11 protein-coding genes and 2 pseudogenes are annotated in these 13824 nt (G+C 54.7%); 11 read left to right on the forward strand and 2 right to left on the reverse strand.

Annotated elements, in window-relative coordinates:
- The first annotated feature begins 133 nt into the window (after positions 1-133).
- Genes GOV85_RS05745 through GOV85_RS05770 form a run of 6 tightly spaced genes read left to right on the forward strand, consistent with a single transcriptional unit; the run spans position 134 to position 7283 of the window.
- A complete protein-coding gene (locus tag GOV85_RS05745) occupies positions 134-700 on the forward strand; it encodes a nuclear transport factor 2 family protein (RefSeq protein WP_171175863.1) in 567 nt (188 codons plus the stop codon).
- Positions 697-2391 (forward strand): hydantoinase B/oxoprolinase family protein, encoded by a 1695-nt coding sequence (locus GOV85_RS05750; protein WP_171175865.1) that lies wholly within the window; start codon positions 697-699, stop codon positions 2389-2391. Before GOV85_RS05745 ends, GOV85_RS05750 begins: the two co-directional genes overlap by 4 nt.
- On the forward strand, positions 2388-4448 hold the full coding sequence (locus tag GOV85_RS05755; RefSeq protein ID WP_171175867.1) for a hydantoinase/oxoprolinase family protein: 2061 nt from the start codon (positions 2388-2390) through the stop codon (positions 4446-4448). The genes GOV85_RS05750 and GOV85_RS05755 overlap by 4 nt, the downstream gene beginning before the upstream one ends.
- Positions 4449-5069, forward strand: a complete 621-nt coding sequence (locus tag GOV85_RS05760; RefSeq protein WP_171175870.1) for a cysteine hydrolase family protein — start codon at positions 4449-4451, stop codon at positions 5067-5069.
- Positions 5066-5932: an oxaloacetate decarboxylase gene (locus GOV85_RS05765; RefSeq protein ID WP_171175872.1), complete on the forward strand. Its 867-nt coding sequence runs from the start codon at positions 5066-5068 to the stop codon at positions 5930-5932. Before GOV85_RS05760 ends, GOV85_RS05765 begins: the two co-directional genes overlap by 4 nt.
- A complete protein-coding gene (locus GOV85_RS05770) occupies positions 5913-7283 on the forward strand; it encodes an FAD-dependent oxidoreductase (protein ID WP_371813573.1) in 1371 nt (456 codons plus the stop codon). Before GOV85_RS05765 ends, GOV85_RS05770 begins: the two co-directional genes overlap by 20 nt.
- A gap of 105 nt (positions 7284-7388) precedes the next feature.
- Here the strand turns inward: GOV85_RS05770 and GOV85_RS05775 are convergent.
- Together GOV85_RS05775 and GOV85_RS21500 are read right to left on the reverse strand one after the other, a co-directional pair.
- A pseudogene (locus tag GOV85_RS05775) lies at positions 7389-8031 on the reverse strand (IS6 family transposase).
- Positions 8032-8447: 416 nt separating this feature from the next.
- Positions 8448-8600, reverse strand: a pseudogene (locus GOV85_RS21500) (IS30 family transposase); the annotation flags it as partial.
- Positions 8601-8909: 309 nt separating this feature from the next.
- Between GOV85_RS21500 and GOV85_RS05780 the strand changes: the two are divergent.
- The 5 genes from GOV85_RS05780 (at position 8910) to GOV85_RS05800 (ending at position 13712) form a co-directional block, all read left to right on the forward strand.
- A complete protein-coding gene (locus GOV85_RS05780; protein ID WP_348540103.1) occupies positions 8910-9683 on the forward strand; it encodes a LuxR C-terminal-related transcriptional regulator in 774 nt (257 codons plus the stop codon).
- Positions 9684-9773: 90 nt separating this feature from the next.
- Positions 9774-10856, forward strand: coding sequence for an ABC transporter ATP-binding protein (locus GOV85_RS05785; RefSeq protein WP_171175876.1), 1083 nt, complete (start codon positions 9774-9776; stop codon positions 10854-10856).
- Positions 10856-11809 carry an ABC transporter permease gene (locus GOV85_RS05790; RefSeq protein WP_171175878.1) on the forward strand — a complete coding sequence of 318 codons (954 nt, stop codon included), beginning with the start codon at positions 10856-10858 and terminating at the stop codon, positions 11807-11809. Before GOV85_RS05785 ends, GOV85_RS05790 begins: the two co-directional genes overlap by 1 nt.
- Positions 11802-12632 (forward strand): ABC transporter permease, encoded by an 831-nt coding sequence (locus GOV85_RS05795; RefSeq protein WP_171175881.1) that lies wholly within the window; start codon positions 11802-11804, stop codon positions 12630-12632. Before GOV85_RS05790 ends, GOV85_RS05795 begins: the two co-directional genes overlap by 8 nt.
- A gap of 48 nt (positions 12633-12680) precedes the next feature.
- Entirely contained in the window at positions 12681-13712 is a 1032-nt protein-coding gene (locus GOV85_RS05800) for an extracellular solute-binding protein (protein ID WP_171175882.1), read from the forward strand.
- Positions 13713-13824 lie beyond the last annotated feature (112 nt).

A 13824-nucleotide genomic window follows, 5' to 3' on the forward strand; every position in this document is an offset into this window, starting at 1 on the left:
TTTCACAGCCCTTTCAATCGTAAAACCGGAACTTGGAAAATCAAGCTTTAGTATTATTGCTTCTCTAAAAATAGTCTTACAATTATCTAACAACCTGTATTACAGATAATACAATAACCGGAGGAGCTTTTGCATGCCGATCGTCGAATTGCATGTGATCGAGGGCTATGGCGCGCAAGAAAAACAACGACTTGGCGTGGCGCTTACCAATGCTGTGCGATTCGTAGTGCCTGCTGCGCCAGAGCTTGTGACCGTCGTGATCCACGACATTTCAGGCCAGAACTACTATCGCGGCGGCAAGACCAGACAGCCTGCTCGGGCCAAACAGGACCCCGAACACATCGTGCGGGCCTTTCTGTCTGAAATGAATGATCGCGCGTTTGAAAGCGCGCGCAAAAGGCTCAGCTCGGACTTCGTGATGCAATTTCCCGGAACCGCGCCTATGCGTGATCTGGAGGATCTCAGGAGTTGGGCGGCAAACCGGTATAGCCGGATCGCGAAAACCTACGAGGGGTTCGACGCCATGCAAAGCGATGGCGACGCTGCGATCGTTTATTGCCGGGGTACGTTGTCCGGTGAATGGACCGATGGTTCACCCTTCAACGGCATCCGCTTCATTGACAGGTTCGAGATTCAGAATGATCTGATCACACGTCAGGATGTCTGGAACGATATTGCAGAAACAAGGGCACAGGCATGAGCGAGATTGACCCGATTACCCTATCTGTTCTTGCAGGTCGTATGGAACAGATCGCCGACGAAATGGATGCAACCCTGTTTCGGGCAGCCTTCAACCCGATCATTGCCGAGGCGCATGACGCCAGTCACGGTCTGTATTCCGCAACGACGGGCGACACACTGGTTCAGGGCAAATCCGGATTGCCGATCTTTGTGGGTGTGATGTCTTTTGCCGTGAAAGCGGTGATCGAAAAGGTCGCAGCGGACGGGCATCTGGAAGACGGCGATATCTATATCTTCAACGATGCGCATATCGGCGGCACACACTTGTCTGACATGCGCCTGGTGCGTCCCTATTTCCGCGATGGCAAGTTGTTCTGCTATCTCGCGTCAGTTGGGCACTGGCATGACGTCGGCGGTGCGGTGCCCGGAAACTATAACCCGGCTGCGACCGAAGTTTTCCAGGAAGCCTTTGTTCTGCCGCCGGTAAAATTGGCGCGTAAAGGTGAGGTTAATCAGGACATAATCGACATTCTGCTGCGCAATACCCGTCTGCCTCAATCGGCGATGGGGGACTTGAACGGGCAACTAGGTGCTCTGGATCTTGGGGTTCGGAGGATGGACGAATTGCTGGACGAATACGAAGCTGAAACAATCTCAGCCGCTCTTGAGGCGCTCAGCGATCGGGCCGAGGTGCTTATGCGGTCCGAGTTGCAGGAATTGCCGGACGGTCGCTGGGAGGCCGAAGATTTCCTAGACAATGACGGTATCACCGATGACCCGCTTCGCATCAAACTGACGCTTGAGATCAAGGGCGATCAAATGGTGCTGGATTTCACAGGCTCATCCCCGCAATGCGCCGGGCCTGTGAACATCGCCTTGCCCACCACCGTTGCAACCGCCTATGTGGCCATAAAACACGTCTTTCCGGCGTTGCCTGCCAACGCCGGCGTGATGCGCCCCATCGAAGTAATCGTGCCCGAAGACAGCCTGTTGTCAGCCGAGTTCCCTGCCCCAACCGGTGGATACACGGAAACTATTTTGCGAATGATCGACGTAGTGTTTTCGGCCTTTGCCAACGCTGCACCGGATCGTGTTGTCGCCAATGCCTACGGTACGATCAATGCGCTTTCCATCGCCGGGAAACGCTCGAACGGACAGCCATGGGTGATGTTCAGCTTTTACGGCGGGGGCCACGGCGGCTCGATCGAAAGCGACGGGCTGAACCACGGTAACGCTCCGATCTCGACGGCGACGATCCCGCCGTTGGAGATTCTTGAAGCCGCCTATCCTGTCATGTTCTGTCAGTGGACTCTACGTCCCGACAGCGCAGGTGCGGGTGCGCATCGGGGCGGGCTTGGCGCTGTCTACGAAATTGAAGTTCTTGAGGAAAATGGCGCCCAGGCGTTTCTGTTTGGCGAACGCGGCAAGTTCCCTCCCAAGGGTATCGCCCATGGTGGTGACGGAGCGATGAACGTCTTCACTTATGAACAAGACGATGGGTGGAAGGCGCCGCCTCTTGTTTCAAAAATGAGAGGGATCAATTTGAAGCAAGGACAAGCGGTTCGCCTTGAGACACCCGGCGGCGGCGGCTACGGCTCTGCGGGTAGCCGCGCCCCTGAAGCGATCGCCAAGGATGTGGCGCGCGGGCTTGTGAGTGCTGAACAGGCGGACCAGGTCTACGGCACCACATGGCGGGAGGCTAAGCCATGACCGGACGTATGATCGGCGTGGACGTGGGGGGCACGTTCACGGATGTTTTTGTCCTAAACGAAGCGGACGGAAGCGCGTCCGTCGCCAAGGTTCCCACCACGCGCCCGGACCAGTCGGGTGGATTTCTTGACGGGATTGGGCGCGAGGTTGACGACCTGTCCGAGATCTCAGTTGTGGTACACGGCACCACGGCGGGCACAAATGCTCTGCTGGAACGCAAAGGGGCCAGAACGGGTGTGATCTGCACTGCAGGTCTGCGGGACGTGTTAGAGATGCGTCGAAGGGACCGGCCGCGCACCTGGGGATTGCGCGGGGATTTCGAACCAGTTGTGGACCGTCGCGACAGGTTGGAGGTGCCAGAACGCACGCTGGCGGATGGCACCATTCGCACACCGGTCGATCTGGTTGCCGTTCGCAGAGCAGCAGAGCACTTGCGAGAGCAAGGATGCAAAGCCATCGCGATCCTGTTCGCCAATGCCTATGCCAACCCGGAAAACGAAGCTGCCGCCGTTGCCGCCGTCCGCGAGATTTGGCCAAACCCTCATGTTTCGGCCTCGTCAGAAATTCTGCCGGAAATCCGTGAATTCGAACGGTTCTCGACCACGGCGTTGAACGCCTATCTGCAGCCCGAAGTCTCGGGCTATTTGACCCGCCTTGAAAACGCCTTGCAATCCGGCGGATTCGATGGCGAGTTCATGGTTGTGCAATCCAATGGCGGCGTCATGGCGGTCGATACAGCATCCCGTCTACCGGTGCGTACGGCGCTGTCTGGTCCGGCGGCGGGAGTGATTGCTGCGGGCTATATCGCGCAATCCGCTGGCTTCGACAATGTGATCACTGGGGACATGGGCGGCACCAGCTTTGATGTTTCGCTGATATCACAGGGGCAAACGATGTTGTCGGCCCAGACCTCCATCGATTTTGGGATGGTTGTACGCAATCCAATGATCGAAATAACGACCATTGGCGCAGGCGGGGGGTCGATTGCCTGGGTCGATAAGGGCGGATTGTTGAACATCGGCCCTGAAAGCGCTGGATCAAATCCCGGCCCGGTCGCCTACGGTCTGGGCAATAATCGCCCGACGGTAACGGATGCCAATGTCGTGCTGGGTCGAATCGATCCGAACAACCCGATTGGTGGCAAACTGGAAAGGCTGGACGTGGAGGCTGCTGGAAAAGCTATTGATGTCCACGTCGGCGAACCTCTGGGTTTATCCAGACTTCAGGCGGCCGAGGCCATCCTGCGCGTCGCCAATTCCCGCATGGCCGGAGCGATCCGCCTTGTAAGTATCGAGCGCGGCTTTGACCCCAAACGTTTTGCCTTCATGCCGTTCGGCGGTGGCGGAGCTTTGCATGCCGGGGCGATGCTGGCTGAAGTGGGGATCGCCCGCGCGATCATTCCGCGTTACCCCGGTGTCACCTCAGCATTGGGCTGTGTGATCGCCGACATGCGGCAAGATTTCGTACAGACGATAAACACACTAGTCACGCAGTTGGACAAAGCTGCTTTGGGCGCATTCATGCAAGAGCACGTGGATCAGGGTATGGCGCTGCTTGACGCATCGCGGACCACATTCGACAAGCGTGAGATCTCATTCGAGCTGGATATGGCTTATGTGGGTCAAACGCATACTGTGCCGGTGCCGCTGACCGTCACGATGACAAACGGTAAGGTTACAGCGCCAAGCAAAACCGACATCGAACAGGCCTTTGATACGGCTTACAACGCCACCTATGGAAGACTGCTGAAAAACGGCGTGCGACGCATATTGAACCTGCGCAGCGCTGTAACGGGCAAGCGACCGAAATTCGATCTTTCTTCTCTTGCTCCGGCAATCGAAGGCAGAGCCACGCCCTCGTCGACGCGGAAAGTTCACTTCGGAGATGCTTGGCATGACACAGCCATTTATGACCGCTTGTCGCTTCCGGTTGGCACGTTAGTCAAAGGTCCAGCCATTCTGACGCAACCGGACACGACCGTCCTGATCGAACCGGATTTTCAAGGGCGCGTGGACTCCTTTGGCAACACGATCATCGAACCACAGGAGGAGGGCTGAATGAGCGAACCAGAAACCTGGGACCCGCGCAAGACGGCGTTGCTGACCATCGATCTTCAGAACGACTTTATCCATCCTGAAGGTGCCTATGGCCGGGCCGGCCAGTCGGCCCAAGAAATTGCTGATCTTCCCGAACGCATCGCCCCTTTGGCACGAAAGTTGCAAGCCGCGGGTGGGCGTTATTTTTCAGCGCAGTTCACACTTGTACCCGACCGCGATGGCGAGCCATTGATTGCACCGCACCTGAAGAAACTACGCCCGTTCCTGACCAAAGGCGACTTTGCGCCAGGCGAGTTTGGCCATAGTCTGGTCGATACGCTGAAACCCTGCGATTTCGCCATCGAAAAGGTTGCCTACTCGGCTTTTTACCAAACACGTCTGGAATATCTGATGCGCGCCTTGGGCATCGAAAATCTGATTGTCGGCGGCATCGTGACCAATGGTGGCGTTGCTTCGACTCTGCGCGATGCGCATCTACGAGATATCGATACTGTTCTGCTGACAGACGGATGCGCCGCCTTTCGGCAAGAGGTTCATGATGCGACGCTCCTGTCACTGGGCACCGTCACGCACCAGCGAAAGTGCGATCAGATGTTGAACTGGCTGGAGGGAGCCAAATGAGTCTTAAATCCCGCCTGACAAAGAAAGAAATTCTCGTCGCACCGGGCGTGTATGACGGTTTGACGGCTGCGCTGGCTGAAAAAGCTGGATTCGAGGCGCTGTATTTGAGCGGCGCCGCCGTAGCTTACACGCGACTTGGTCGCCCCGATATCGGATTGTCCACGGCGTCCGAGATGGCAGACACGATGACGCTGATCGCTGATCGAGTCTCATTACCCGTTATCATCGACGCCGACACCGGCTTTGGGAACGCATTGAACGCCCAGCGAACCATGCGGCTATATGAACGTGCCGGTGCATCCGCGCTGCAAGTCGAAGACCAGACCTTTCCGAAACGCTGCGGACACTTGTCGGACAAGTCACTGATCCCCGCACAGGAAATGGCTGGAAAGATCGCGGCGATGGCTGACGCGCGCGCCAGCAGTGACACGCTGATTATAGCCCGAACGGACGCCATCGCCGTTGAGGGGTTCAACGCTGCTATCGAGCGCGCTGAAACCTATATGGAGGCTGGTGCTGATGTTCTTTTTCTCGAAGCTCCGCAAAGCCGCGGACAACTAACGTCCATCGCGGGCCGATTTGCCCCGCGCGTCCCCCTTTTGGCGAATATGGTCGAAGGCGGCGCGACCCCGATACTTGGCGCTGACGACCTGGAGGCACAGGGTTATTCTATCGTCATTTTCCCTGGCGGGATCGTTCGGGCTTTGGCCAAAACTGCCCAGGCATATTATCGTAGCCTTGCAGACAACGGCTCGAACAAGCCCTTCGCACAGAACATGTTCGATTTCCGCGGTCTGAACGAAGTCATTGGAACCTCCGAGATGCTGAATGCCGGGGCCCGCTATGATGACACCCAAGGTTGAGGATGTTCCACCGGACCGGTTCGATCTGAAGATTGGCACCCTGATCATCGGCGCGGGGGCTTGCGGTCTGGTCGCCGCCCTGTCGGCTTCTGAGGCAGGACAGGACGTGCTGGTTATCGAGGCCGAACCTTATCCCAGCGGCTCGACCGCTTTATCCGCTGGGTTAATCCCTGCTGCGGACACAAAGATACAGCAGGCCGCTGGGATCACGGACGATGCAGCACTCTTTGCCAGCGATATCCAGTCGAAGGCCCACAGCGAGAACGAGCAAGATCTGGTCGATCTGTTGACCAATAATGCCGCTGAAGTCATCGACTGGCTTTCTGAACGCCACGCCCTGCCCTTTTCGGTTGTCACGGATTTCGACTACCCCGGTCACTCGCGCCGTCGGATGCACGGGCTGCCGACGCGCTCGGGGCGAGAGTTGATCGACGCGCTTCGCAGCGCTTGCGAGCGCGAAGGTTTGGACATCATCTGCAATCGCCGCGCGACAACGCTGTATCGCGATCAAGACCAAATCTTGGGTATTGCCGTGACCGGCCCGGAGGCAATCGTCGAAACCATTGCCTGCGACCGCCTTATCCTTGCCTGCAACGGTTTTGGTGGCAATCGCGCCCTTGTGTCCGAGCACATGCCGCAAATCGAAGATGCGCTCTGGTTCGGGCATAGCGGTAACCGGGGTGAGGCCGTTCTGTGGGCAGAGGGGCTGGGTGCCGGGCTGCAAAACCTGGGGGCCTACCAAGGCCACGGCAATGTCGCGCATCCACATGGAATCCTGATAACCTGGGCAGTGATTACCGAAGGCGGGGTACAGGTGAACCGCAACGGTCATCGTTTCTGGGACGAGTCGCAAGGCTATTCTGAGGCCGCTTGTGCGGTGCTGGCGCAGCCCGGTGGAGAGGCCTTCGCCATCTTCGACGGCCGCGTTGCCGCGATCGCGCGCCAGTTCGAGGATTTCAAGCGCGCGGAAGAGACAGGCGCGATCCGGTCCGCTGAGACAATCGAAGACCTTTCGAAGGCACTGGGCCTGCCATCTGTGGCTTTGGAGCAAACCATTCGAGAAATTCCTGTAGGTGGCACGGATCAATTCGGCAGGTCTTTCAACCCGCCCTTATTGGCGCCACCTTTCATGGGCGTCCGCGTCACAGGTGCCCTGTTCCACACCCAAGGCGGTTTGCGCGTCGATTCCTCTGCGCGCGTCCTTAAGGAGGACGGTATCGCATTCACCAACCTTTATGCAGGCGGCGGCGCGGCAGTTGGTGTTTCGGGCAAGGGGGACAGCGGGTATCTTTCCGGAAATGGCTTACTGAGTGCCGTTGTGCTGGGTCGCATAGCAGGGCGTGGTGCTTGATATCAAACTTGTGCATTGGAACTATCGGAACAGTGGGGTCAGACTAATTCGGGCCCGTCTCCACAAGGACCGTGAGACTGTCTCTTACTCCGCGCTGAGACCGCGCTACTCAGCAAGAGCAGCAGCACGGTTCAATTTGAAATTTGGTCTGGTGCAGAGGCTGTGTTGCGAATTGAAGAGGTTGTAAATCGAAGCGTGGACGGTGGCGAACTTCTACAAACTTCGCATGCGCCTGAAGCGGAGCATGGCCCGTTCTCTTCGTCGGAATTGCAGGTATGAATTCTCAGCTCGATTGTTCAGCCAGCAACCGACTTCCTGCCTTTTGGCCAAACCGATAATCTTTAGTATCGCTCCATAAGAACGCAGCATATCTGTCACGAATACATCTGGGCAACAATGCTTACGCATTGCTTTCTTTTAGAATTTCAAGGCGGCTTTCTTGTCGCGCGTCTTCGTCACGAAACTTTCAATTTCTTCACCTTCATAATCCACGGTCCGCCACAGATAGTGCCTCTTGCCGTTCACTTTCACGAAGACCTAATCCAAGAGCTACTTCCATCTTGTAAAGGCTCGAAGTTGCTGAACCCCTTTTACTTTGGATCTCAGAGGAGAACACAGGACCGAACGTATTCCACCAATACCGAACGGTTTCATGGCTGACATCGATCCCGCGTTCGTGCAGCGGGTCTTCGACATTTCGCAACGAAAGCGGAAAACGAATGTACAGCATCACCGCAAGACGAATGATCTCGGGACTTGTTTTGAAGTATTTGAATGAGGCGGGGTTTGGTTATTGCCAGAAGGTATGCGACCGACCCCGATCCAGCCAAGTTATTCTGACAGTGCCGACACACACACCCGGTTTCCATAAAACTGACTTTGATGCTTGCCGCAGGGAGCTTCCGCTCCCCGCCCTCGCAAGACGGTTTCTGCATAGAATATCAATTGGTGTAATCGACACCTTCCGGTCATCTGAGGCAATTTACAGGGTTCCTCAGGACTGAAGGACCGCTTTCGAGATTTGCGCGAGTTCATTTCGCGCCAGCGGCGAAAGTCGGTTGTCCGCCCATCCTGTCAGATACTGCGCCACTGAACAACGTCGGGAGTGTGCTGGGATCAGTGACTCGCGAAAATTGGTTCGAACGACCGTTTTGTGGTGTCGATTCAACAGATCGCCGCAACACACTTCTCGAATTTCTCTGCGGGTGAGAAGTAATTCAAGGTCATTCTCGGCCGTTCGTTAAGTTCACTGGCAACTGCGTCGAGATGCTCTTGCGTGTGGATTGAGAGGTTGGTGCCTTTCGGGAAGTCCTGCCGCGTCTTTTGTCCGAACTGCAGCAGCACAATCGGTGCAATAGATGATCAGCCAACGGTCGCTTTGCTGGTTGGGTGCCTCGACACCAGAGATCGAGACAATCTTGTTTCATCAGCACACAGCTTTCTGAACCAAAGGACAAGCTGGTGGGAAATCACGACACGCCAATCGAAAGATTAGGCAGAATAAGTGCGTCGATTGAAAGACGGGGCCGATATCAATGGGGTCGTTCGCTCTGTTTGTTGCTAAAACCATTTCGATTGGTCAGAGTGGTTTAGATCTATCTCGCATGGTGGTTCAAATTGGTCGATGTGAAAGAAGAAGCGTCTCAAACCAGCTTGCTAGCCCAGGCAATCCGATCTGTTGGGACGCCAGACTTCATACAGGACTTACTTGATCTCATGCGCAGCGCTGCACCGTTTCATGGTGCTTTTGTCAGCCGCTTGTATCTTAATCGCGCCCCGGGTCACATCTACGACAATGTACGGCAGGAGCGCCGGGCCGTCGTCATTGATCGTTGGCTTGATCGTGCGTGGCTTTTGGACCCGTTCGTTGTGCGGTTCATTGGTGACAGTCACGAACCAGTTATGGTTCTGAGCGACGTCGCCCCAGACCGTTTCACCAGTTCAGACTACTATGGAATTTACTACAAATCCTTAAAGCTGAAGGACGAGATGGCGGTGTTTGTCTTGCTCCCCGGAGGAGCCCTGTTCTTCTCCCTAGGCCCCGTAGAAAACAAAAAACGGTTTACTCTTCGTGATGTAAGAAATCTAACCCGGTTGCATCCGGTAATCGCGGCACTCTGCGAGCAACATTTTCACCGCCGTCCGAGAACCGAACCACTGGATGCCGACCGGCAGATAGATTTGAAAATGGTGATAGAAAAGGTCTGTGACGGCCTTACAAAGCGCGAAGTGGAAGTAGTGCAGAACCTACTGCGCGGCCATTCCAGCCAGTCAATCGCACTATTGCTGGATGTTTCTCCAGAGACGGTAAAAGCGCATCGTAAAAATATCTATAGAAAGCTGGGAATCTCATCCCAATCTGCACTTTTTTCAATGTTTTTACAGTTCGTTACCGACTAAGCTGTCTACCCCCTTTGGGGTAGAAACGCATCGCTCTCTAGAGGTATTCACAGGTCGCCCTTCGGTGGCCTAGTCTGATTCCTAATACGCATGAAGGTCCAAAACCGGGGTCAGAACGTGATCGAAGTTAAAAATGTGACGAAACGCTTTGGCGAAGGCGCGTTTGCGGTTACAGCTTTGGGTGACGTGTCGCTAACTATCCCTGAGAGTAGTTTCTTTACACTTTTAGGACCTTCCGGTTGTGGCAAGACGACTCTTTTGCGCTTGATTGCCGGGTTTGAGCTGCCGACGGATGGCGAAATCCTGCTTGATGGTGAGACCATCGGCCATTTGGCGCCGCACAAGCGGCCGGTGAACACGGTGTTCCAAAATTACGCTTTGTTCCCGCATATGAGCGTCGCGCGAAATGTCGGTTTTGGATTGGAAATGCTGAAACGTCCAAGGCCCGAGATCGAAAACGCCGTCGCGGAAATGCTGGAGTTGGTGCAACTTGGAGAATTTGCGACGCGCAGGGTGGATCAATTGTCCGGTGGACAGCAGCAGAGGGTTGCGTTGGCTCGCGCACTGGCACCCCGACCCAAGGTTCTGCTGCTGGACGAACCACTCTCGGCTCTGGACCTGAAATTGCGCAAGGGTATGCAGAGCGAACTAAAGCGGCTTCAGTACGAAACCGGGATCACCTTTGTGTTTGTAACGCATGATCAGGGTGAGGCCCTGGCCATGTCTGATCAAATTGCCGTCATGTCGGCAGGTGCAGTACGACAGGTGGGCACTCCCGAAGAGATCTACACCGCTCCGCAAAGCCGGTTTGTTGCGGATTTTATCGGAGACACCAACATCGTAAATGCCGAACTATTGGCGTATGATGGCGACTTGGCAAAAATCAAGTTCGAGAATAGTTCTCCCATACTGGTACAAACCGCAAGCAAGTCGCTGCAGCCCGGTCGGGTGCATGTGGCGTTACGCCCAGAAACGATCCGCGTCGTTGAAGCCAACGCAGCATTTTTAAAGGGTGAAGTTCTCGACAGCACCTACCTCGGTGCAGGCTCACGCATGCTGGTGAGATTGGACGATGGTGGTGAAGTTCATGCACAGGTCGACACGCCGCTCCCATCGGGCAAGCGCATAGGTCTTGAATGCGATACGTCCAAGCTGCACGTCCTGGAAGACTGATGCCTGATGCTGTCAGCATATCACAGGACAAAGGTGCCTCGCTACGCATAGCCCAACAAGAACGTGCCCGGCAAACCCGCAGAACGCGGCTATTTCTTTTGGTGCCCGTGCTGCTGGTCATTGGTATTTTCGGTCTGTTTCCGCTATCGATCGCGCTGGTCTATTCGTTTCTTGAACCAGGAACGTATGGCGGAGTGGAATGGATTTTCTCAACAGACGCCTACGTTCAGTTCCTGTTCGAAAGGGATATCTTTGATGACACCCTGACCTTCAACAGCGCTTATCTCCAAATCTTCGGACGTTCCTTTGGGCTAGCCGTTGTCACTATGGTCGGCACTTTGATCCTCGGCTTTCCCGTCGCTTACTTCATAGCGGCCCGTCCTCCTGAACAACGCAATTTCTGGCTATTCGCGATTACTTTACCTTTCTGGACAAATCTGCTGATCCGCACCTACTCGATATTGCTGATCGTTCGCGATGAAGGATTTGTGAATCTGGTGCTTATGAATTTGGGGTTAATCAGCGAACCGCTGGAGATGCTCTATACGGACGGCGCAGTTTTAGCTGGGCTGATCTATAGCTATTTACCATTCATGATCTTGCCGATTTACGCTTCGCTTGAAAAGTTTAACTTTTCACTACTCGAAGCCGGGCATGACTTGTACGCATCGCGGGTTCAGGTTTTCCGCCATGTCATAATACCGATCAGCCGCCCTGGTATCGTCGCGGGTTGTGTTCTCGTACTAGTACCGGCGCTCGGTGCTTTTATCACGCCGGAGCTCTTAGGCGGGGGCAAGAAACTTATGATTGGCAATCTTATTGCCTTGCAATTCGGAGCCGGTCGCAATTGGCCCTTTGGTTCGGCGGCCGCTTTGATCCTGATGGCCTTGGTTCTGATCTCCCTTTTGATCAGCCTGCGCGTCGGAGCCGCTAGGGAGAGTGGTCATGGCTAAGTTTGTCTCCGTACTTTCTCGCTCTACCGGGTCACGCGAGTTGCGCAAGCAACCTTTGTTTACTGGCATTTCCTGGCTTGTCTTACTTGTGCTTTATGCGCCTATCGCTGTTCTTATCGTGTTTTCTTTCAACGACAATCGCTCGGTCGTCCGATGGACCGAGTTCAGTTTCAGGTGGTACACCGCCGCGTTGGAGAACGATGACATTCGTGACGCCGCTATGACCTCTTTACAAGTCGCGTTTTCAGCTACTGTATTCGCTACAACAATCGCCACAATGGCTGCGCTGGCCACCACACGCTGTGGAAATTATTTGGGAAAGTCCGCCGCGATTGCCCTGATTAACCAGCCACTTATGATCCCAGAGATTGTTACGGCGATTGCAACCTTGTCGTTCTTTTCGATCCTGCGCCAGCTGACAGGCGTTACTGGAATTGGCTGGCTTGTACTGGCGCACACAGTCTTTTGTATACCTTTTGCTTATATGCCGATCCGAGCTCGGCTCTCCGATATGTCAATCACGTACGAGGCGGCAGCCGCAGACCTTTATGCCTCGCCCTGGCAAGCTTTCCGGCACGTGACTCTGCCACTCTTGATGCCCGGCGTTGTGGCAGGCGCCATGCTGGCTTTCGTGGTTTCCCTAGACGATGTAATTATTACGCTTTTGGTTGCTGGGCCCGGGGAAACAACTCTTCCAATCTACATTCTCGGCCAGATCCGGCGTGGTGTGACACCCGAGGTCAATGCAGTATCGACAATCCTTATCGGTGTCACTGTAGCCATGGTGACGCTGACATTCATTCTACAACGCAAACGAAGATAATCAGAACCCCAACTGCATGGGGCACCAAAACCTTACGGAGGACAAAACATGAAAGTGAAGTTACTCAAAGCGGTCGCCGTTTCTGCATTGGCACTTAGCACCGTTGCGGCACATGCCGAAGGCAAACTGAACATCTACAACTGGGGAAACTACACCAACCCCGACATGGTGAAGAAATTCGAAGAACAGTATGATATCGAAGTCACGCTTGACGGCTATGACAGTAACGAAACCATGCTGGCCAAGGTCAAAGAAGGCAACACTGGTTACGACATTGTTGTCCCAGGCGACTACATGATCGCGATCATGGTAAAGGAAGGTCTTTTAGCCGAAATAAACGCTTCCGAAATGGAGAACTTTAAGAACATGAACCCGGATTGGGTTGACGTTTATTGGGACCCAGGCCGAAAGTATTCTGTTCCCTACCAGTGGGGTACTACCAGCTTTACCGTAGACAGCGAAGTCTATGGCGGCGACATTGACACTTTGGCTTTGATCTTTGACACGCCCGAAGAACTCAAAGGGCGCATTAACATGCTCAATGACATGAACGATGTCATAAACGCCGGACTGCGTTACCTCGGCTATCCTCGTTGCAACTCCGATCAGGAACAAATGAAAGAACTGTTGGAACTGCTCCTCAAGGCCAAAGCCGATTGGCGCACGATGGACTATTCGGTCATCGAAAAGTTGACATCGAAAGACGTGGACTTGTCGCAAAGCTGGAACGGTGCTGCAATGCGTGCAAGAGCAGATCGACCTACACTGACTTACGCCTATCCCAAAGAAGGGTTTACCGGTTGGATGGACAACGTTGCCGTTCTTGCCGATGCTCCCAACATGGAAAACGCAAAGTTGTTCGTTAACTTCATGATGGATCCGGAAAACGCCGCCATGACATCGAACTTCGCCCGATACGCCAATGGCATCAACGGTTCAGAGAAGTTCATGGATGCGGAAATGTTGGAAGCACCTGAGATCGTGATGCCCGCTGGTGCCCCAGTTCCAGATTTTGTCCAGCCTTGTGAGCAGGACGTAGTTGACCTTTACAATAAGGTCTGGACGCGTCTGAAGCAGTAAATCAACTCACCCAGTCGCGGTGCCTAAATACAGGCACCGCACAACCGGATTGTGGCTCGATTGGCGGGTCGCACGGCGGGAGCATGGATCATGCACAGCAGCAAAAGCACTA

This window comes from Ruegeria sp. HKCCA4633, assembly GCF_013034605.1.
GTDB lineage: Bacteria > Pseudomonadota > Alphaproteobacteria > Rhodobacterales > Rhodobacteraceae > Ruegeria.